The organism is Nocardia coffeae (genome assembly GCF_019890715.1).
Lineage (GTDB): Bacteria > Actinomycetota > Actinomycetes > Mycobacteriales > Mycobacteriaceae > Nocardia > Nocardia jiangxiensis.
The window spans coordinates 1-18,607 of the sequence record NZ_JAINZY010000033.1 but is presented as its reverse complement, the minus strand read 5'-3'; the positions used below and the strand labels follow the sequence as shown (position 1 = coordinate 18,607).

Below are 18,607 nucleotides of genomic sequence, written 5' to 3'. Positions count from 1 at the left end.
CGCGGTCAACGCTTTCGCGATCACCTTCGCCGACCGCTGGCCCAACGCCCAAACCTACTGAGAGACAACGCCGGAAACACCGTTAGCGAGATAGACCCTATGACGGCGCGGCGGGCGATCACGAGGTGTGAACTATGCCCTGGCTGAAGATCGTGGGATTCACTATGTCTCGTTGAGCGCCGCCGCGATCGTGCGGCGTGCAGCCTGGATATGCGGATCGCTTTCGAGGCGTGAGATCGTGTCCGCGACTGCGGTCCGTGCTTGGTCCAGTGCAGCGTTGTGGACTTGGGCGATCGTGGCCGCCAGTTCGCCCGGGTCAGCGCGGCGTGCCCGATCGTTGAGCCGGATCGCATGGATTCGGCCATCTGCGGCGGATTCGACTGTGACGCTGCCGCCTGGGGATGTCGCAGTTGCTCGCTGAGTGGTCAGCGCTATGTGTGCAGCCTGCAGGGGATCGCCGATTGGGTCCACTCTGTCTCCACCTTCCGATCGTCCTTCGTACCGTTCACTGTGCCGGATGCGGGTACGCTTGCGATGCATCAACGATGCCTACGCCGTTGGGGGGATGTGATCATGGCCGGTGAACTGCACGTTGAATTGGAGCGTCTACGCGAACTCGCAACGACGTTCGACCGTGCTGTTCGAGGCATCGACGGGCTCACGACCAATGCCAACACGCCCGAAGTTGTCGCGGCCCTGGGAAAATCGGCCACTGGCGATGCGTGTCACGCCGGGGCGCAGGTAGCCCAGGCGGCGCTTGCCAAAGTCACCGGTCACTACCGCACTCTGCACGCCGGGACGCATACCAGCGCCGACACGTATGAGACATGCGACAGCGATTTCGGTCGGCGGATCGAGGCATTGCGGAAGTCTCTGTAGTGGGAGCTCCCCGTCCCACGGTGTGTCAGGCCCGAGCCTGGGACGCTACGCCGCTGCTCCGGCAGGCCGGTGAATGGGAGACCGCCCACGATGAGATCGGACGCCACACCAGCAGCGCGTCCCAACTGTCGAACGAATCGCCCGACTTCTGGCGTGGAGATGCCGGAGATGCCATGCGAGGCCGCCACACCGTGGCGGCAACTGCCGCCAAGACTGCCCAATCCGCGTTCACCAGCGCAGCCACAGCAGCCCGTAACGGCTATCAACTGATCAGCAACGCCAATACCACTGCCCTGCAAGCAATCCACAACGCCGAGCTCGACGGCTACCACGTCGCCGACGACGGCAGCGTCACCGTCACCGCCGCACAGACGGCCACCGCACTCACGCTCGGGTCGAAACACTCACCCACCGCACTGGCCGTGCTGGACCGCGGAGCACAGACACACACCACAACCGTGACGAATGCTCTGACCAACCTCGGGTCTGCGGACACCACCACGGCGCATTACATCACCGCGGCGTTCCATCCGATGCACGCCTCACCTGAACTGAACGAACCCTTCAATGAAGGCGGGTCCGGGGAGGATGCGCCGATGTATCGCGAGGAGCCACCCCCTCGGGTGGAAAAGAAACTTCCCAATGGCGAAGAAGACGCCGGGCACGACAGCAAACTCGTTGCACCGAATGTGAAAACTGTCGCCAAGGTGCCGATGAATATCGACCAGAAACAGATCCAAAAGAAGTACAAGCATGCCTCTGATTTCGGCATCACCGAACCGTGGAGTAAAGCAGGAGCCGAAAAGTTCACGAACACAGTGCAGTTCGAGGTGGACGACCCACACAGCATCCACATCGACGGAACCTATCGCGGCGACCGGGCTATACTCAACTACAGCCCCAACGACCAAACGATCGTAGTCCAGAAACCCAACGGCGACTTCGTGTCCGCCTGGAAACTGAGCGACCAGCAGCGAGACCACGTCTTGAACCACGGAAAGCTAGGTGGTGGGTAAATGCCCCAGATCAACTCCGACACCAATCAGGCACTGTCGGCTTACCTCGAACTGATCGGACAGTTCGTCGACGGAAACCTCTCCGCCGAGAATTTCGAGTCGGCTTTCCTGTCCAGATTCAAGAACGAGACGACACATTTTACCGACGACGCCTTCAACATCCTCGACGGCTTGTTCGGCGACGTCGACGACTACGTCTCGGACCCTGAACTTCGCGCCGAAGCCGGCGGCCTGGACGACGAACAATTACGGACTTGCGCCCGGAACGCCTACACCGCGCTTCGCTCGATGTAGGCGGACGGTAACGGACGCCCGGTCCGGGGCAGGGCGGGAGGTGGGTCGCTGAACACGACGCAGCGCCGGCCTCTCCAGCGCGAACTTTCACGGCGCACCGCTCCAGGCAGTCGGATCCTGTTCCTGGGCATCGAACTTCACGAACCATGCATCGAGAAGGTTGTCGGCTGCCCGGTCACCGTGCGACTGACCGTACCGTCTCTGCGCTCCTGGTAGTCCTCGCCGGTCCACACAGTGCCGCGATGATCCTGAGCCCCCGATGTCATCGATCCATGGTCGCAGACCGGCACCGACAATGCCTGTCGGTCACCATGATTGACGCCGAGCAGAGCAGGGGGGAGACCCTCACGCGGTCAGGACTCGGTCGCTATTGCGAGGTCACGTCGCCGTGACCAGCGAGTTGATGTGGTCGATCGTGGCGCGCAGCGAATCCAGCGCGTCCGCTTGGCCGGTGGGATCACCCGGGTCCGCCACAGCGCTGACCGCGTCGGACAGTTCCGCACCACCAACGATCCACGCACCCGGGTCGATGCCCGCGGTCACGGGCGGGAGTGCCCAGATGTGCCATGCAGTGGAGTCTGCATCACGACGATGAGCATCGGAGGCGGGTGTCGACACGGTCACGTGCTCCTATTGATCGGCTCCGTCGACGTAGCCTTCCTGGATGGATCCGAGCTGTCGGGCCGGTGGCCGATTCGGTGATGATGCGTACTGCGAATTCGATTCCGTAAACCGACTATTCGATATCGGAGATGCAACGGTCGCGTAGCCAGTTGATCTTGATTCGTGGAATACCTGACCGCATGTCAGGGCTCACGGAATGTGCGGCGGCAGAAGATGGTTGGGCAAACTCGGTGCCGGGCTCGAATCTCACGACCCTGGGGCCACCGTCGAGCGGCACGCCCGTTACTGTTCGCGGGCAGTATCCGTGCGCCCTCGCCGAGGAGGCCCCGTAACGAGGGCAGATGGCCGGGCCGTCCCGCGTCCGGGCTCGCACCGCTACCCGCTGATCTTCATCGACCGATTCCTCCGACACCAGCGGCAGCACCCCCGAAATTGCCACGGCGGCAGGCACATTCGCCTCGCGCTCACCGCGACATCACCCCGCCACTGAGCATCACACCGAAAGTGTTGGGACAGAGCCGAATTTGGGACAGAGGAGCTATTCGTCCCCGATGAAGAGGCCGAACGGGTCCGGTCCACCGGTAATTGATGCGAAGATGGCGACCATGCGAAAGACCAGACGGGTTGTCGTTGTGGTGGTTTCGTTGTCGGCTGTGGGGGCTGCGGTAATTGTTGGCTCACGGATGCTCCATCGCGACAGCAGCGTCGGCCCCACGACCACCCCGCGCACTCCGGCCGAAGTGGTCGACGCATGGCACAGTGCACTGGTAGTCGGCGATGCCACGAGGGTGCGGAGTCTGAGCTGCGCTGAGGTCAGCACGTACATCGAGGGGTTGATCAGTAATACCCACCACGACCAGGAGTTGCGCGATCAGCTGAACCGACGTCATATCACCGGTGCATCGGCAGCGGCGGATAGGGCGTTGGTGACTGTCGTCTACGATCTTTGGCGTGACGGCAGTGTCCTGCATCGCAACGTGAGCTTCACACTGCAATTGGTTGATCAGAATGGCTAGAAATTCTGTGGTTACGAGTGAGGTGCGGGCGCCTACCCTGGCGGGGGCGGCGGCTTCAGCGGGACCGGCGCGTTGCACGATGTGTCGCACAGGGCCGACGTGGCGGACTCGAGGTCGGTAGTGGCCCACGAGGACGTATCCGTATCCGCGGCGGTGCTCCATCCCAGGACCTGGTCGTACGCTGCCGCGAATGCCCGTGTGTGAAACGGCTGCGCCCCATTGGTTACCTCTTGGTGAGTCGGTCGGCCATCGACGATGGCATCGATCACCAGGTCATAGGTCACGTCCGACTGTGTGGTCATGGCCTTGATGCCGAACGTCGCGACTTCACCGTTGGTGAGACTGACCGTGTGGTTGGTGTCGAAAAGGTGCTGGGTGGACAGATCACCGGTATCGAGCACTGTGCGTGCTCGTGGAGTCGTTTCGTCGAGATCAAGCCCGGCTTTGATCGTGTCGTTCAGCCCTTGGGGCGGATACACGACGACCGTGCCGCCCGATGCGGGTGAGGTCCGGTTGAGGATCTTGGTACGGATGTCGGTGATGACCACTGGGTGGCTGCGCCTGCCCTCGACGGTCAACAGCGTCGTCGTCTCGTACGTGTCCACCTTCGGACCTGTCAATCCCCTCGAAGTGTGGAGGGTTCGTTTATGCGGCCTCGTCTCGTGACCAGGTCGCGGCGGCCTCCGCTCGGACGGTGGCCATGTGGGTTTCGTAGTCGACCGGTGCCATTCCGCCGCAGAGTGAGTGTCGCCGGGTCGGGTTGTAGAACCCGGTGATCCAGGTGACGATCTTCAGTCTCGCTTCGGCGTGGGTGCGGAACCGATGCCGGTGCACGAATTCGACTTTCAGCGTGGAGTTGAACGCCTCGGCGGGGCTGTTATCCAGGGCCGATCCCACCCGGCCCATGGACTGCACCACGCCGGTGGCCTTGCAGAGCCGGTTGAACACCGCGGCGGTGTACTCGCTGCCCCTGTCGGAGTGAAAGATCACTCCCTCGACATTGCCACCGCGAGTGGCAACAGCCATTCGCAGTGCGGCACAGGTCAATTCAGCGTCGTGGTGGGCGCTGGTGGCGTAGCCGAGCAACCGGCCGGAGAACCGTTCCTCCACCGCCGCGATACAGTTTTCCCTCCTCGGTCGGTATTTCGGTGACATCCCCGCACCACAACACGTCCGGGGCGACCGCGGTGAACTGGCGGCGCACCAGGTCCGGTGCCACGGGCCGTTTCCCGGGCTTGGTGCAGCCACGTCTGTGTTTCACTTTCCGTGCGGCCCAGTTGTTTTCGGCCATGATCGCGGCGACGGTGTTGTCGGATACCTGCCAGCCGTGCTCGCGCAACTCGTCACCGATGCGGGGGCTGCCATAGGTGGCGCCGGAGTCTTCGAACACCACCCGGATCGCCTCGGTCAGCTGCTCGCGCCGCTGGCGGCGGGGTGTGGGCGGTCGGTCGTGCCACTTATAGAACCACGACTCGCTCACCCCCAAAGCGCGGCAGCAAACGGCGTGCGGGACACCGTGTTCGGTCCTCTGGGAGGCGATGAACCGGGCCACGCTCACTTGGTCGCCTCCTTCACCCACAGGACCACCGATCGCTCGAGCACGTCGCGCTCCATCGCGATCTCGGCGTTCTCGCGCCGCAACCGCAGCAGCTCCTCGCGTTCGGACTCGTTCAGCCAGCCACCATCGGCACCAGCGTGGCGCTGCCGGTCGCGCGCTACCCAGTTAGCCAGGGTGCCCTCGTGGATACCCAGCTCCCGGGCCACCTGCGCGATCGAGCGCCCAGTCTCGTGCACGATCCGGACCGCTCCCTCACGGAAATCTCGATCGAACTTACGTCTCTTCTCCGCCATCAGGCCTTTCCTCAATGATCAGGCCTCCACGGTACGAGGGGAATCACAGACCCGCGGACATGATCTGGGACAGTTGCGTTTCCGATATCGTGCTGCCCGATGTCACGAGTTTGCTCGGGAACCACCATGCTCCGTTGTCGTCGAGGGTGTCCTTGGTCTGAACGGTGATGCCGATCGGTGAGCCGGTGGCCAGATCGTCGGAGACATCACTGTTGCGAGTGGCGCAGAACGCCGCTGCCATACCCGTGAGAACTACCCCGCAGACTGCGGGAATCGCCCGCGTCAGCACCCATCGAACAACGGAATGCTTGGCTTGTGGTGCCGGATTCTCAGCGTTGGAGGTGGCTTGGGGACGGGGCCGAATGCGGCTGTCGGGAGCCACTCTTGGGCCAGTGCGTCGGTGAGATTTGCGAGTCTTGCCCTTGTCCATCGCCACCTCCAGTTGATTACCCCGTTTGATTCTCGAACAGGTGCAACACAATCGCCAGACCGTGGTTCCTGGGTTCCGCACTGGCCGAAAACAGAGCAACGTGGCGTCGTACCTGATCCACGAGTGGGAGCAGGGGGCGGTGATCATCCTGGCTGTCGGCGGCTGATGACTGTTTTCCGTTGTGACGCAGCGTTTTCGGGTGCTCGGAGGCACTCAATGAGCGACGGGGAGTGCCGCCGTCTGACAGCAGGAGCGCACCCGATGGCTGATTCGCCCGAAATCCGCCGACAAGTCCCCGCCATACGCAGACACGATCCGGGGGCTGCGAGAGCGATCCGAATCGTGTCCTGCGAGCCGAATCCGACTGGCCGCCTGGCGCGAGATCGCCTGACTCATGGGAGAAGCAGCGCGGCGCCGATCCGGACTACTGGATGAGGGAGGTCCGCAAGGCCGGACTCGATCAGGACCACGACGCCGTGGTAGACGGTCTGACCCTGCCCAACCAAGGGCGCCAACACCAAGACGAAGCTGGTCGAACTGGCGCTTAGTGGACGACACGCCGGTGGACACGCCATAGGCGCAGGTGGAGCGTCGAGAACGCGTTCGTGACACGTCGTTATTGGTTGGGAGACCGCGCGTCGGCGGTGTTGATGGACGGGTAAGAATGTCGTGGTGTCTATCGTCGTTGTGGACTCCAACGTCCTTGCCGCCTCGCCTGGATTGCGTCGTCCGGAGTGGTTGTCCCTGGTTGAGAAGAAGCACGACTGGAGTGTGCGGATTGTCGTGCCGGAAGTTGTGCTGATGGAGACGGTGAACGTGGTGCGTCGATTGTGGGCCGAGGAGCGCGACCGAGTTGCGTCGTTGAAGGTCCGTCAGTTTGGGCTCGCCGAGGCGCAGGACTCGATGTTGGCATCGATCGACAGGCATTCCGAGGGCTATGAGCAGTGGCTTCGTGGTCATCTCGATCAGATCGGTGTATTCGTCGTGCCGCCGCCGCAGGTCGACCTGATGGAGCTCGCTCGCCGCTCCTCGGCGAAGCTCGCCCCGTATCGGAAAGACAAGGACAAAGACTGCTTGCGGGACACTCTGATCTGGTTCACGGTCATGGCTGTCGCGCATGAAAATGCCGACGAGGAGGTGTGGTTCGTCAGCGACAACCACCAGGACTTCGGGCCGGTGGCGGGCAACTGGACCGGGGTGAAAACCGGTGAGCGAGACGACTGTCCGATCCTGTTCCACCACGATCTCATGGCCGATCTGGACGACGGCGACCTATCGGGACGAGTGCATTACGTGGTCAGTGTGAAGCGGCTGGAACAACATTTCGCAGCGCGGTTCGCGCCTATTGCAGACGCCGATCTCGCTGGACTGGTTGATCGAATCGACGTGGGGATGCTCGCGGAGCGGCTCGTGGAGGCTGCCTGGGGATTGGATCTCAGTCCTCGCCAGGCGGCACTGCCCCTGCAGGCTGTGGCCGCGCGGATCGCGGATGCACGGGAACAACGCGAGGGTTGGTCGTTCAGCGAAGGGGCAGGTCGTGGTGAGACGCGATGCACGGCGCGGTTCGTTGTCGATACCGAGATCGATATCGCGCTTGTCCGTGAGGATCTGACCGGCGAGACCGAGACCAAACAGCTCCGCCTGTTTGGTGATGTCACTGTCTCCATGGATGGGGAGCTCCAGGATCTGGTTGTGACCTCCGCTGAGGCGTTGCCGGATGATCCGATGCGTCCTCGGTGGGACGGACTCGCAGGGGTTGCATTCACCCGGCAAGATCGCCAGGGATGGACGCTCGCTGATGCGATCGCGAACCGTGAGTTGCAATACCGGCCGCCGGTTACCGGCCAGTTCGCCAGGCTGAGTACGCAGCTCACCAGCACGGTAGCGAACGTGCAGGCTGACACGAGCGCGACCTTCCGGGCCGAGCTGGCTGCCAATGTGTCGGAGTCAACGATCAACGACGTGTTCGCGAAGGCCACTGGAATTGACTACCTGATGGGGCCTTCAGGCTCCCCAGCGAGAAGGCCGCAATCCGGATCCGGCGCAGGACTGCGGCTGTTGACCGGGAATGACAGCAGGTCCCACAATCCAGCGAACGCCGAATCAGAAGAATAGAACGTAGAACTCGGCGAGTGACGCGTGTCGGAGGCGAACGGCCAGCTTCTTGGGCGATTGCCTCACTGACAGAAGATCTGGGTGACGTTGCGTTCACGTTCGCGCTTGACGTTGGCCCGGGCTCCGTCGAGAGATCGGCGGAGGGCCCGGTTCTCGCCGGTGGCCTTGGTGAGGTTTTCGTTCAGCGTCACGGGAAGCGTTCTGAGCTTGGCGTTTTCGTCGATATGGTGGTTTCCTTCGGGGTTGTAAAGTTGCCCGGTCACGTCGCTGATGCGGGCGTCTCGGTCCTTGATCGCAGCGCGTAGCGAGGTGACGAGCGCCTCGGCGTTGAGGGAGCGTTCGCGCCAGGATGCAGCGTCGGCATCGAGGGCCTGCTGGCGCGCTCGGCGCTGATAGCTTGGGAAGCGTCCCGGGCCGCCCAGCACTGTCCTGGTCAGCTCTGGGCGGCGTTTGTCGTAGATGAACGTACGGCCGACGCCTGCCAGGTCGCAGACGTTTTCAATGGTGAATGGCGCACCGTTCTTAGCGAGTTTGGTCAGGGCCCTCCGGACCCGTTTCTCGCAGTCGGTGCCGGTGCGGGACCGCTGGTCGATCGCTTCGACGGGCCGGCGACGTGTGCTGTGTGCCAAAGGGTTTAGGCTTTCTGGTGGTGGCGCTGTGGTCAGACGGTCTCGTCGGGCGAGTTCAGTTGCCCCAGACCGAATCCGGTGGAGAACAGTGGGTCGAAGTAGTCGTGGACAGGGCTGCGCAGATCGAGCTGGGCGGAACTCGTCGAGCAGGTAGGCGTAGAACGTGCTGATCATGTCATTCGAGACCGCGCGGATCACCCCGTCCGCCACGGTGTAACCGTCTCGGGCCGGGGTCGCCGGGACGTAGGACTTCGCGCGAGCCCGGTTGGGATTGTCGTCGCGTCCGACGACGTGGACATGCGGATCGGCGCGCTGCCCGCAGGGGTGATTCCGAGTCAGGTGCAGGTTACAGAACCGCAGCTCGCAGAGCCCACCGACGCGCAGGCCACCGTCGTGCAACCATGTCATCCCGGGCAGTCCTGAGAACCCCGGGCTCGAACAACGCCTCGACGACCTCGTCTGGCAAGAACCGCGGCCGACGCGAACCCTTGCGCGGGGCAAGAGGATTCGACTCGACCGACCGCCGACCACCACCAGCCAAGCTGCGGCCGGAGGTCAACGCCTCGACCAGATCCGGCCGGACCTCGACGGTCACCCGCAACGACAGACCACCGTAGCGACATTGCCCGCCGCCGACGGGCCCAGCGGCTTCTGTCCCGGCCTGCGCCAGACCATGCCGTAAACACTGTCGAACCCGTCCCGCCGTTCATGTAGCGGCGCAGATCATCGAAGGTGACCGTGTCCGGCCCACGGTTGTTCACATACAGCCAGTTCAGGTGATCGACCAAGCTGTAGGCGTAGGTCTCCTGCGTCGACGTCCCATACCTTGTCAGCACCGCGAGCGACGGACGGTGCACCTCCCCGGCCGGGGTGAAGATCCAGTGCGACAACCGACCGTCACGGTGGCGGACCTTCCGGACGGTGAACCGATCAAGATCCATGACCGCCGGTGTGGACGTGAGTGTGGGGAGTGTCGGATCTCAGACAGTCCCTGAGTGTGGCGAATGTATGCATCAAACTCTGTTCGCCACAGGGTGGTTCAGGATGGGTACGAATATCGCGGCCACCGGTCACGTGGGCGCCAAGCGCCAAATGTACTGCCGCGCAGGCCTTCCCCTACTTCGCCATCAAATCCTACTCGGGTAGAGCAGAACCTGTTTCCACCGAGTGTGAGCAGAGCCGTTACCTGGACAGACCCCGCAGCCGGTCGCAGTTGGGGTGCCGGCGTGTTACCCGTGATAGTTGTCCAGGGACAATCCTCCGGAAGTCGTGGGGGCTGAAGATCCGTGGGTCGCCGTTCGGAGCGAGGAGCCGGGTTGCGGCGAGGGCGTTGATGAGCAGCTTGCGGATCGTGGTCGGGCGAAGGCGCGGCGTTTGTTGCCAATTCCGCGTTGAAACAGCACCGGCATGGGCGGGTTCCAGATTCTCTCCGTGATGTCGTAGGAGACGATCAGCGGGATCGAGCCGTCCAGGGTGCGAGAGCGCTGCACGATGGGGCTGAGGATGTCGGCCAGTTCGGGGCTGACCAGGACTCTCTGAGCTGCCAGGTTCGGGACGCTTTGGCCTGGAACGGATCCCGTGCAGATACCCCGAATGCTTGGGTCACTTCGCCTTTCGGCAGTATGTCAACGTGAAACCGGCACCGGTAACGAGACCGAGGACGGCCGTAGCTGCTGGACGCCAGTATTTGATCGAGTTCGCAGAGGGCGGTGCGGGAGCGGGAAAACCTTCCTGGGTAGGGATTCTCGGGACTGTCGCGGGCCCCGACGCGATTGCCAGCTCGTACTCCTCGTCCGTTATCCGTGCAAACCGCACGTGTGTCCGGGTTCTCCCAGGTCCCTCCTGCAGCCAATGGTGCCTAGCCTCTGCCCAGTATTCGCGCCCCACTTCGCCACGGAACAGCCAGGCCAGCACGTCGCTCCGCAGGGCAAACTCATCGACGGCGCCAGCTTGGAAACCCAAGAACTGGTGTTGCATCCACAGGAGCGTGAAGAGTTGTTGGCGTGCCGCATCGGTCGTCTGTCCGTCTTTCGGCATGCCGAGGCACGGAAGATACGTCGTGGGCTCATCAGCCGCCAATTTGACAAGTTCCAGCCGGAACCTGTTTGTTGCTTCAGTCGCACCGGCACGAGACTGCCGAACCTGCAAGAACACAGAAACGGCAACGCCTACAAGCGCGAGTGCGGACAGTATCGTTGATGTCGCACCGTATGTCTGGCTAACCTGCTGGAGCTGGCTCCAGTTGACGCCCGGAGCCTTCGCCAGCACCCACAACACGAGTGGCGACAGCAGGACCACGGCCAGTCCGGCGGTGGTGACTGCAACAGCCATTCCAAGTGATGCAGCTGATCTGGAACCGCACCAACGTACGAGCCTTACGCCAGCGACAGAGATCGTTCTCCGCAGTCCTGCGAAATTCATGCCGATCGCCCCCAGTTCCTACCCGCTCATAGCAAGGGTAGGCGACGCCGCGACCAATCGACGATCATCGGGCCCTGCTGAAACCTATTCACCCGCACGGCTCACCACCGGGGGTATCGGCCGGCGCTTCGAGCAGCGGTAGTAGCCGGGCGAGACCATCGGATTCGCGCGACAGTTGGTCGACAGTGTTCGGTTGAGGCGAAGATCGGTGAGTCGTGGGTGTAGAGCCGGGATGATGCCGGCTATGCCGACGACTCATCCTGCAACAGCGCTGGACCTGCTGCACACCATGGTGGAGCAGGTCCAGCGGCTGACCCAGCGGATTCGCCTGCCACACTGCGGACCATCTACGAAGCGCTGGCTCTTACCGCCACCGTGAACCGACTGATCGATAAGGCACTGCTGGAATTCGAGTTGGAGGTGTACTGGCCCGGAGAGAATTTCCTCGTCGACGCGCCATCGAGGCCGGGCGTCGGCTGGCCGACTGAACCGCCCCACGCTACCGTCCGGCGCGTCTCCGGTCGAGTTGTTGAAGCATGCGCAGCGACAAGCGGATTCGGTCAATCCGCTTGTCGCTGCGGCTGACAACGACGTGGACGACGAGGAGTTGGCGCAGGTGCTGTGGACTCGTTCGATGGGTCCTGCCGTGCCGATCCAGGGCGTGGGCCGGTCGTCGGCGCGGCGTGATGTGCGATCGTATTCTGGTGACACAGCCTGCGAGCGGCACAAGGTCGGTGACCGCGCAGATGGTTTTGCGGGCTCCGCGGGTCGCGCTCGTGGTTCCCGGCGGCATGGACTGGCACTTGTCCGCACGGCGTGCGATATACGCTGCGACGCAGGCATGGGGCGGCGCCGGATTCGTTGTTGTCCCCTATGACGACGACGGCGTCGTGCCTGCAGCGGTGATGGCCGCGGTGCGTGAGTATGACCCGGACTATGTCCTGCAACTTCGTGATGATCTTGTCGCCAGTGCCAACGCCGGCGAGGTCGACGCCGGTGAGCGTGCTCGCCAGTCACTGTCGAGCACATGCTCGGATTACCGCATGCAGGAAGCGGAGTCGGTGCTGGTTCCAGAGCCAGGCGATGCACGGATGCCGTTCTACGAGCTGGGCGATGTCTCGCCATTGACTGCCATCGACGACCTCGGCCTGCTAGCCGCTTGGAATGTGGCGGGAGCCGCGCCCGGATTGAACGACGCACTGGGAGTTGCTGCGGCAGCCGCGTGGGGGCTGAGAATGGCGCCGACCGTCGCCGGTAACGCCGATATCGATGAGCGGACTCGACATCGAGCCATCTACGCCCTGCTCGGCGGGGCAGCGCCGATCGGGCTCGGGGGCGTCACCACTCTCGATTCCGGCGCGCGGGAGGTACAGACCGAATTCTCGCGGACCTCGATCGGGCTGGAACAGATGCGCCAAATCGGGCCCGGGCAGGTCCCAGCTTTGGTGGTCTGGGGCGGTAACGCACCGGATTTCGCGTTGGCGATGGCCTGGGACCGCACGTACGGTGAGGGCATATGGGTGCCAGAGCACTGGTGGTCGACAGAATCGACTCAGGAGTCGGTCGCCTTCGGACTGGAACAAGTGCTCTACCGCAACTATCAGGTCGCCCGGAAAGTCGTGGTCACCTCGACATCGCTCCAGCCGGATCGGTTGCGCGCCCTCGTCGATGAACTCACACAACGAATTACCGACGCCTACCCTGACGGGCAACCGATCGGTGCGGACGTCGGCGCCGTCGAGGTCGTCGCCGTGGACTCGCTGCCTTTCGGTCGAAATCACAAGTGGCAGTTCACTGTTCGGGGGCAATACGCGACGCAGTGGACGGCGGCCGTGACCGATAGCGCTGGCTCGCTGGTGTTCGAGACACTGCCGCCGATCCCAGCGATCGAACCCGACGAGCTGCGAAACATCGCCACGCTGTCGTGGCAGGTGGAGATGAGCCTGCCCGGTCACGACGTCCCGGGGTCGCGGCCGGTGGCGGCCGCTGATCTGCTGCGCGCCGGGGAGTCCGTGTACGCCACTTTCGTCCGGTCCAGCCGGTCCGGAATCTCTTTCGAATCCGGCCGTTTCGACTTCGTTGCCGCGGGTGCCGCTCTCGAATGGCGGCTGGCCAGGCCCAAACTCCGATTTCCGTCACTGCTGGATTGGGCCCGAGCTCGCGCACGTCTACACGAGATGACGGTGACGCTGTCGTCCCCGGGCGCGAACGCCGAGCTCCTGGCCGAGGTCCTCGGTAGCCGCAACGAGCTCGCCGAATTGTTCGCCACGCCACTGGCGCACGCGCTGCGGGCATTCGTGACCGATCGCGCCGCCACCGAATCTATCCCTAGGGACCAGGGCTGCACTGTGCACAACGAGACGTTCCTGACATTCCGGGGGATCTGCGAGCAGTCGCGGCAAGAAAGGGACATCGACCTCAGAGACCGCGTCGATCACCTGGTGGAGCGTGGGTTCCTCATACGAGGTCTGGTGTTGGGCTGCGCTTACTGCACCCACGTCTCGTTCGTCGCCATCGACAACATCGCTTCGACGGTCCGCTGCCAGCGCTGCCTGCGCGAGAGCACACTCACCCGAGCGCGATGGCGCGAGCCATTCGACGAGCCCCGGTGGTTCTACGACTTGCACCCCACCGCCCGGACACTGGTCGGCGCCAACGGCCATGTCCCGCTGCTGTTATCCCACCACCTACGCCGTGGGAGCCGCGGTTTCACCGACGTGGCCGAGTTCAACCTGATCGGCAGCGACAACTCCAAGCACAGCGAGACCGATCTGCTCGCACTGACCGATCGCCAGCTCGCGGTGGCCGAGGCGAAATCCAACGATAGACTCGGTGCCAACAAGGTCGAGCGGAATCGCGCTGTCAGCAAGCGGATCACCATCGCGAAAGTACTGCAAGCAGACGAGATAATCCTGGCCACTACGCAGAGCAGCTGGGACAGCGCCAGCATCACGGCAATGACCGCAGCGGTCGGATACCACAATCGTGACAACGCACGTCCAGTCCGACTACGCGCGATCACCGGCCTGGGCAGTGCCGAGGTCACCGACCAGATCGTCACCGACTAACGGCGATTCGCTTGTGCAGGTGAGGCCGTCGCTGGTTCGCAACCGTCGCACCGGTACACGAGTGGGTCCGATCGCCCCCTCGACGGCCGTGAGGGCGGTCGGACCGGGCGAAGCGCACGAGGTTCTGCCCCGAGTTTCTGCGGACGCCCCGCAGAGGTGCCGGATGCGGTGCAGTGCGGACCGCTCGGCCACGATGACCGCAGACTTCGCGCCGCCTACGGTCGCGCAGTCGACTACCCGCTTTCGCTGCCATCGAGAGCCTTCGACGATAAAGTCCTGCCGAAGCAGGCCCTGGATGAGCGGCGTGACGGCGGCTGAGATCAGCCGAGCCGACCCCGGAATTGTCATGTTCGGTGGACTCGCCACGCAGCGTTATTCCGCCGCGGCCGTGCTTGGACATCGCACGCATCAATACTTCGAATGCGAGGCGGTCGTTGATACCTGCGTCGATGCTTGCGGCGCTCCCGGGCGACCGGAGATGATCATTGGATCGTCGAGCACTACCGCGCGGGTACTGAACTGGGGCCGAAAAGCGTTGGTTACTGACAGGATTCGGTGATGTTATCTGTGATTGCCGCTGCGGACCAACCGCGTGGAGCCGCCCTCGTCGACTGGCTTCCGGTCCTTGCGCCGCTCGGGGTGATCGCGGCGGCGATCATCGCGGCCACGGTTGCTCGGTGGAATGACCACAAGGCGCCGCACGAGCAACTCGAGACGCTAGTGAAGATCTATCGGGACTGGCCGCAGGAGCTCGAGGGCAAGGACACGATCGAGCGTCAGATCGCTCTGCGGCTGGCCGAGATACGGGTGGCGGACGAGGACGGGGAACAGCCGGAAGCGTCCGCGGAAGAGCGCGCGGCCGAACAGCGGGTGCTCACGCGCGCCCGCCGGTTGCTGTTCAACCGCGCGTTCGGGTCCGGATTTGTCGCGTCCAGCTTGGTCATCGGAATACTTACCTCTCTCATCTGGGGAGAGCACACCCCGGTCTGGGTTACGGTGCTGGAGATGCTAATTCTCGTTACAGGAGTAGTCATCTACATGCTCAGCCCTCGAACCCGCGTGCTGTATCAGCTTTTTCGGCAATCCTGGGTGCAGTTCTCAGGTCACTCCCGAACTCGGTGATCGTGCCGAACACAGGCCGCGGGGTGGTGGGGCAGTTACTGGGATTCAGTCACAACGCACCTGTTATCTCTTGGCGCTCGGGTCGTGCTGCAGGGCAGCTGTGCCTGGTGGTCGTCGAAGCGGATCTCGAACTGGATGGTGATGCGGACGGTGTCGTAGCCGACGTTGATAAGGCCACCGCCGCGATGTCTGGTAGCTGGAAGCCCGAGGGGATTGCGAACTCCGGGTGCGGGTTCAGGCTCAGCCTGTACATGACTCGATCTCCGGTGAACGCGGTCCGACCGTGCAGCCAGCGATGATTGTGCAGGACGTAGCCTTGGCCCGGCTCGAGTGCGAACCGGATTGTGTGTCGTTCGATGGCAGCGGTCAGCGCTGGGAGCGACGGGGTGATTTCCGGGGAGTACCGGACGAGGCCGTCCATACGTAGGCGAATCCGTATCCGCCCGCCCTGGGTGTGTTCGAACACCGATCCCAGGTATCCGGATGCACCGCCGAAAAGTGCTGTGCGGGGCCGGGTTAGGGCTTGTGCCGCTCGCGGATTGGTGTGCGTCAGATCGGCGTAGACGCTGCGGCCGTCGACTGCGAGGCATTCACCACCCGATGCGCTCTTGTGGCCGCATACCAGTAGCAGGAGGGCGGGCGGGTCGATCACGCCTGAGCGGTCGGTGTGTGGTTTCAGGGCACCGGTGCCGAAGCCTGCGAACCCGAGACGCTGGCCGAGTTCTGCCCGGTTCTCGAGCGTGGTCACGCCGTCATCGTCGCTGTCACGGTGGGCGATGATCGCGCCTAGCGATGCGCTGAGCGTGACGAGTTGGGTTCGGGTACGGATGCCGTCGAAGCGAGCGATCCCGTCCTCGGTGAGCTGGGCTGCGATCTTGGCGGCCCAATCTTGTTGCAAGTCAACGAACATCTCTCAACGGTGCGCCGGTGTGTGCTGGGGGATCCACTGACAGATTGTCATCTCGACGCCGCGCCCTCGGGGTGTTTGGGCTGCTAGCGTCGCTGCTATGACTGCTTCCGGTTACGTGCCGCATATGTATTCGATTTCGATCAAGGGTGTGGTCGTCCGTGACGGCCGGGTGCTGCTGCTGAAGAACGAGCGTGAGGAGTGGGAGCTACCGGGCGGCCGGATCGAACCGGACGAGACGCCGGAGGAGTGCGTGGCCCGTGAGATCTCGGAAGAGACGCGGTGGCCGGTGACGACCGGGCCGATTCTCGATTCGTGGATCTACTACATCAACGAAGCCGAGAAGCATGTGTTCATCGTGACCTACGGCTGCTATCCGGACACTGATGCCGAACCCGTGCTCTCTCATGAGCACAAGGAGGTCGGGCTGTTCGCGGAGGGCGATATTGCCGGGTTGAACATGCCTGAGGGGTACAAGCGGTCGATCATGACGTGGTTCGCGCAGTTGCGCGCCGCAGAAAACGTCTAGGCGGCGGTGGTGGTCGGGCGCAGGTGTGAAGTCTGCGGCGTCGTGATCGGTTCCTATGCAGCCGAACTCGTGTGTCCTACCTGCGCCGCCAGCAACGGCACCACGGCCCCGGCCGTCCGGGCCGCCTCTATTACGTCGGCTGTGTGGCTGTGGGCCTCACCGGAAGCGGCAACCGCGCTCGCCACGCGCGACTTGCCGACCATCCTGCGCACCTACCGTCGCATCAATGGGCTGAATCAAATCGCACTGGCCGAACTGCTGGGCTACGACAGTTCGTATGTCTCGATGATCGAAACCGGCAAGCGCGCGATCACCGACGTGACCAGTCGACGGCACATCGCCGCACGGATCGGCCTGCCCGCTCACGTGCTGGGCGTCACCGGTATCGACGATGCCGAATACCGGGCGATGCTCCAATTCGGGGACAGCACCGTCCGGCTCGCCGAGATTGCCCGCCAATCCGGTCACGCTGTCGAAGCCGTCAACGAGCTGTGGCCCTTGGTGGCCCGTTTGGAGGCTCGCGCCGCCGAGGGGCATATGGAGCGCGACAGTTTGATTCTGCTGGCACAGGCCCGCACCGCTCTGGGGGTGTCGCTCGGTACCGTCCTGCCCGAAGAACGGCTCTGGGCGGCGGCCCGATGGACCGGCCAGGCGGTGACAGTGGCGGCCCACCTCGGCGAACCGGTGTTTCATGCGCACACGCTTCGAATGCACGGCAACGAACTGCGCAAGTCCGGACAACCCGGTGCGGCCGTTGCTCGACTGGAACAGTCGCTGGAGCTATCGGCCGACCCTGCCGACCGGGGTGGCTCGCTCGCGTTCCTGTGCAGGGCCGCAGGCGAACTCGGCGACGCCGACACCTTCGACAACGCCCTGAGTGCCTATCGCAACCTGCTCGACCGCCACCTGGGCAGCGGCCTACTGTTCCAGCCATTCACATTGCGCGAGATAGAGATTCGCGGACTGATGGGCACCGGCCGCATCGGTCAGGCGAGCCGACGAGTCAGCGAACCGGCCGGCACCCCGGCGGCACCGCAGTGGCATACCATCGAGCGAGTGACCACCGGCGAAGTCCTAGCTGCCATCGGCGAAATAGATACCGCTGCAACGGCATTCGCCGAGGCGGTGCAGTCCGCGGAACTTCACCATCTACCGCATCAGATTCAGCGGGCAATCAGGGCAACCGGCAAATCGGGGATGCGCGAATCGACTGTCGAGTGTTTCGCGGCACTCGAGCGCCTCCAGTCTCAGCTGTCCCAGCGCAGATGAGACGCGCCATGGCGTACTTCAGGCACCACCGACCAGATCGACCGGTTGGCTGATGCGCGGTCCGGGCCTCGCTATCCGGGTGGCGGCGAGCGTCGACTGTTCACCATCGTGTGTCGAGCAAATTGTGGGCTGAGGACCTGTCACCGAACCGGCTCTGTCGCACTTTCGGTGGTAACGAATTCTATTCTACCCCAGTAGGATTCGGTGTCGGAGGAGCTGGAATCCGGCGCGGCCGTACATTTGGCGTTTCAGGAATTTCGTTTTCGTGTTGACGCCTTCGCAGGGGCCGTTGGTGAAGGGCAGGGTGAGTCCGGCGACGGCGGCATCGTGGTCTTGGTCCAGGCCCCGCAGGAAGGGGCTGAGTTCGGGTAGATCGGCTGCACGGACCTGCTCGATCCATGCGTCGAGGTCGCTGCCGCGGCGTTTGGTCATGATCG

21 protein-coding genes are annotated in these 18,607 nt (G+C 63.5%); 10 read left to right on the top strand and 11 right to left on the bottom strand.

Annotation, left to right across the window (positions count from 1 at the left end; all coding sequences use genetic code 11):
* Window positions 1-162: 162 nt before the first annotated feature.
* Window positions 163-540, bottom strand: coding sequence for a YbaB/EbfC family nucleoid-associated protein (locus K7711_RS49510; RefSeq protein WP_222979511.1), 378 nt, complete (start codon window positions 538-540; stop codon window positions 163-165).
* On the opposite strand from K7711_RS49510, the gene K7711_RS49505 reads away from it, so the two are divergent.
* From K7711_RS49505 to K7711_RS46495, 3 genes are read left to right on the top strand one after another with little or no spacing between them, the layout of a single operon-like run.
* Window positions 535-879: a DUF6317 family protein gene (locus K7711_RS49505; protein ID WP_372460269.1), complete on the top strand. Its 345-nt coding sequence runs from the start codon at window positions 535-537 to the stop codon at window positions 877-879. The genes K7711_RS49510 and K7711_RS49505 overlap by 6 nt on opposite strands.
* A 20-nt stretch (window positions 880-899) precedes the next feature.
* Window positions 900-1,895 carry a colicin D domain-containing protein gene (locus K7711_RS49200; RefSeq protein WP_222979507.1) on the top strand — a complete coding sequence of 332 codons (996 nt, stop codon included), beginning with the start codon at window positions 900-902 and terminating at the stop codon, window positions 1,893-1,895.
* On the top strand, window positions 1,896-2,189 hold the full coding sequence (locus K7711_RS46495; RefSeq protein ID WP_222979505.1) for a colicin immunity domain-containing protein: 294 nt from the start codon (window positions 1,896-1,898) through the stop codon (window positions 2,187-2,189).
* A gap of 378 nt (window positions 2,190-2,567) precedes the next feature.
* Here the strand turns inward: K7711_RS46495 and K7711_RS46490 are convergent, their stop codons facing one another.
* Entirely contained in the window at window positions 2,568-2,813 is a 246-nt protein-coding gene (locus K7711_RS46490) for a hypothetical protein (RefSeq protein ID WP_222979503.1), read from the bottom strand.
* Between the two features lie 605 nt (window positions 2,814-3,418).
* Here K7711_RS46490 and K7711_RS46485 point away from each other — a divergent pair.
* On the top strand, window positions 3,419-3,829 hold the full coding sequence (locus tag K7711_RS46485; RefSeq protein WP_222979501.1) for a hypothetical protein: 411 nt from the start codon (window positions 3,419-3,421) through the stop codon (window positions 3,827-3,829).
* A gap of 32 nt (window positions 3,830-3,861) precedes the next feature.
* Here the strand turns inward: K7711_RS46485 and K7711_RS46480 are convergent, their stop codons facing one another.
* The 5 genes from K7711_RS46480 to K7711_RS46465 all read right to left on the bottom strand — a co-directional run bounded on the left by K7711_RS46480 (window position 3,862) and on the right by K7711_RS46465 (window position 5,921).
* Window positions 3,862-4,377 carry a hypothetical protein gene (locus tag K7711_RS46480; RefSeq protein ID WP_222979499.1) on the bottom strand — a complete coding sequence of 172 codons (516 nt, stop codon included), beginning with the start codon at window positions 4,375-4,377 and terminating at the stop codon, window positions 3,862-3,864.
* Window positions 4,378-4,474: 97 nt separating this feature from the next.
* Complete coding sequence (locus K7711_RS48255; RefSeq protein WP_308015255.1) at window positions 4,475-4,939, bottom strand: DDE-type integrase/transposase/recombinase; 465 nt, start codon at window positions 4,937-4,939, stop codon at window positions 4,475-4,477.
* Window positions 4,878-5,309: an IS3 family transposase gene (locus K7711_RS48250; protein WP_308015254.1), complete on the bottom strand. Its 432-nt coding sequence runs from the start codon at window positions 5,307-5,309 to the stop codon at window positions 4,878-4,880. The genes K7711_RS48255 and K7711_RS48250 overlap by 62 nt, the downstream gene beginning before the upstream one ends.
* A 74-nt stretch (window positions 5,310-5,383) precedes the next feature.
* Window positions 5,384-5,680: a transposase gene (locus K7711_RS46470; protein WP_222979497.1), complete on the bottom strand. Its 297-nt coding sequence runs from the start codon at window positions 5,678-5,680 to the stop codon at window positions 5,384-5,386.
* Window positions 5,681-5,723: 43 nt separating this feature from the next.
* On the bottom strand, window positions 5,724-5,921 hold the full coding sequence (locus K7711_RS46465) for a hypothetical protein (RefSeq protein ID WP_222979490.1): 198 nt from the start codon (window positions 5,919-5,921) through the stop codon (window positions 5,724-5,726).
* An 861-nt stretch (window positions 5,922-6,782) separates the two neighbouring features.
* On the opposite strand from K7711_RS46465, the gene K7711_RS46460 reads away from it, so the two are divergent.
* Entirely contained in the window at window positions 6,783-8,225 is a 1,443-nt protein-coding gene (locus K7711_RS46460; RefSeq protein WP_222979489.1) for a PIN domain-containing protein, read from the top strand.
* 62 nt (window positions 8,226-8,287) lie between these two features.
* Here K7711_RS46460 and K7711_RS48245 read toward each other — a convergent pair whose 3' ends face one another.
* Window positions 8,288-9,262, bottom strand: coding sequence for a hypothetical protein (locus K7711_RS48245; RefSeq protein WP_235748877.1), 975 nt, complete (start codon window positions 9,260-9,262; stop codon window positions 8,288-8,290).
* Between the two features lie 1,194 nt (window positions 9,263-10,456).
* Window positions 10,457-11,185 carry a DUF6082 family protein gene (locus K7711_RS46445; protein ID WP_222979488.1) on the bottom strand — a complete coding sequence of 243 codons (729 nt, stop codon included), beginning with the start codon at window positions 11,183-11,185 and terminating at the stop codon, window positions 10,457-10,459.
* A 794-nt stretch (window positions 11,186-11,979) separates the two neighbouring features.
* Between K7711_RS46445 and K7711_RS46440 the strand changes: the two genes are divergently transcribed.
* From K7711_RS46440 to K7711_RS46430, 3 genes are all read left to right on the top strand, one after another.
* Entirely contained in the window at window positions 11,980-14,343 is a 2,364-nt protein-coding gene (locus K7711_RS46440; RefSeq protein WP_222979487.1) for a hypothetical protein, read from the top strand.
* A gap of 295 nt (window positions 14,344-14,638) precedes the next feature.
* Window positions 14,639-14,902, top strand: a complete 264-nt coding sequence (locus tag K7711_RS46435; RefSeq protein ID WP_222979485.1) for a hypothetical protein — start codon at window positions 14,639-14,641, stop codon at window positions 14,900-14,902.
* The gene (locus tag K7711_RS46430) at window positions 14,902-15,465 is read left to right on the top strand and encodes a hypothetical protein (protein ID WP_222979483.1); all 564 of its coding nucleotides are present in this window, start codon (window positions 14,902-14,904) and stop codon (window positions 15,463-15,465) included. Before K7711_RS46435 ends, K7711_RS46430 begins: the two co-directional genes overlap by 1 nt.
* 49 nt (window positions 15,466-15,514) lie before the next feature.
* Here K7711_RS46430 and K7711_RS46425 read toward each other — a convergent pair whose 3' ends face one another.
* Window positions 15,515-16,375 carry a TauD/TfdA family dioxygenase gene (locus tag K7711_RS46425; RefSeq protein WP_222979481.1) on the bottom strand — a complete coding sequence of 287 codons (861 nt, stop codon included), beginning with the start codon at window positions 16,373-16,375 and terminating at the stop codon, window positions 15,515-15,517.
* Window positions 16,376-16,472: 97 nt separating this feature from the next.
* Here K7711_RS46425 and K7711_RS46420 point away from each other — a divergent pair, with 97 nt between their 5' ends.
* Together K7711_RS46420 and K7711_RS46415 are read left to right on the top strand one after the other, a co-directional pair.
* Window positions 16,473-16,901 carry an NUDIX hydrolase gene (locus K7711_RS46420; RefSeq protein WP_222979479.1) on the top strand — a complete coding sequence of 143 codons (429 nt, stop codon included), beginning with the start codon at window positions 16,473-16,475 and terminating at the stop codon, window positions 16,899-16,901.
* Window positions 16,902-16,943: 42 nt separating this feature from the next.
* Window positions 16,944-18,170 (top strand): helix-turn-helix transcriptional regulator, encoded by a 1,227-nt coding sequence (locus K7711_RS46415; RefSeq protein WP_222979476.1) that lies wholly within the window; start codon window positions 16,944-16,946, stop codon window positions 18,168-18,170.
* Between the two features lie 186 nt (window positions 18,171-18,356).
* Here the strand turns inward: K7711_RS46415 and K7711_RS46410 are convergent.
* Window positions 18,357-18,607, bottom strand: a 251-nt coding sequence (locus K7711_RS46410) for a transposase (RefSeq protein WP_222979474.1), incomplete at its 5' end; no start/stop codon positions are given.

Coding starts and splice junctions, on each gene's coding strand:
- K7711_RS46485 (WP_222979501.1), top strand. CDS start 3,419: ATGCGAAAGACCAGACGGGTTGTCGTTGTGGTGGTTTCGTTGTCGGCT.
- K7711_RS46420 (WP_222979479.1), top strand. CDS start 16,473: ATGACTGCTTCCGGTTACGTGCCGCATATGTATTCGATTTCGATCAAG.
- K7711_RS46465 (WP_222979490.1), bottom strand. CDS start 5,921: ATGGCAGCGGCGTTCTGCGCCACTCGCAACAGTGATGTCTCCGACGAT.
- K7711_RS49505 (WP_372460269.1), top strand. CDS start 535: ATGCATCAACGATGCCTACGCCGTTGGGGGGATGTGATCATGGCCGGT.
- K7711_RS46470 (WP_222979497.1), bottom strand. CDS start 5,680: ATGGCGGAGAAGAGACGTAAGTTCGATCGAGATTTCCGTGAGGGAGCG.
- K7711_RS46435 (WP_222979485.1), top strand. CDS start 14,639: ATGAGCGGCGTGACGGCGGCTGAGATCAGCCGAGCCGACCCCGGAATT.
- K7711_RS46495 (WP_222979505.1), top strand. CDS start 1,896: ATGCCCCAGATCAACTCCGACACCAATCAGGCACTGTCGGCTTACCTC.
- K7711_RS48245 (WP_235748877.1), bottom strand. CDS start 9,262: ATGACATGGTTGCACGACGGTGGCCTGCGCGTCGGTGGGCTCTGCGAG.
- K7711_RS46445 (WP_222979488.1), bottom strand. CDS start 11,185: ATGGCTGTTGCAGTCACCACCGCCGGACTGGCCGTGGTCCTGCTGTCG.
- K7711_RS49510 (WP_222979511.1), bottom strand. CDS start 540: ATGCATCGCAAGCGTACCCGCATCCGGCACAGTGAACGGTACGAAGGA.
- K7711_RS46430 (WP_222979483.1), top strand. CDS start 14,902: ATGTTATCTGTGATTGCCGCTGCGGACCAACCGCGTGGAGCCGCCCTC.
- K7711_RS46425 (WP_222979481.1), bottom strand. CDS start 16,375: ATGTTCGTTGACTTGCAACAAGATTGGGCCGCCAAGATCGCAGCCCAG.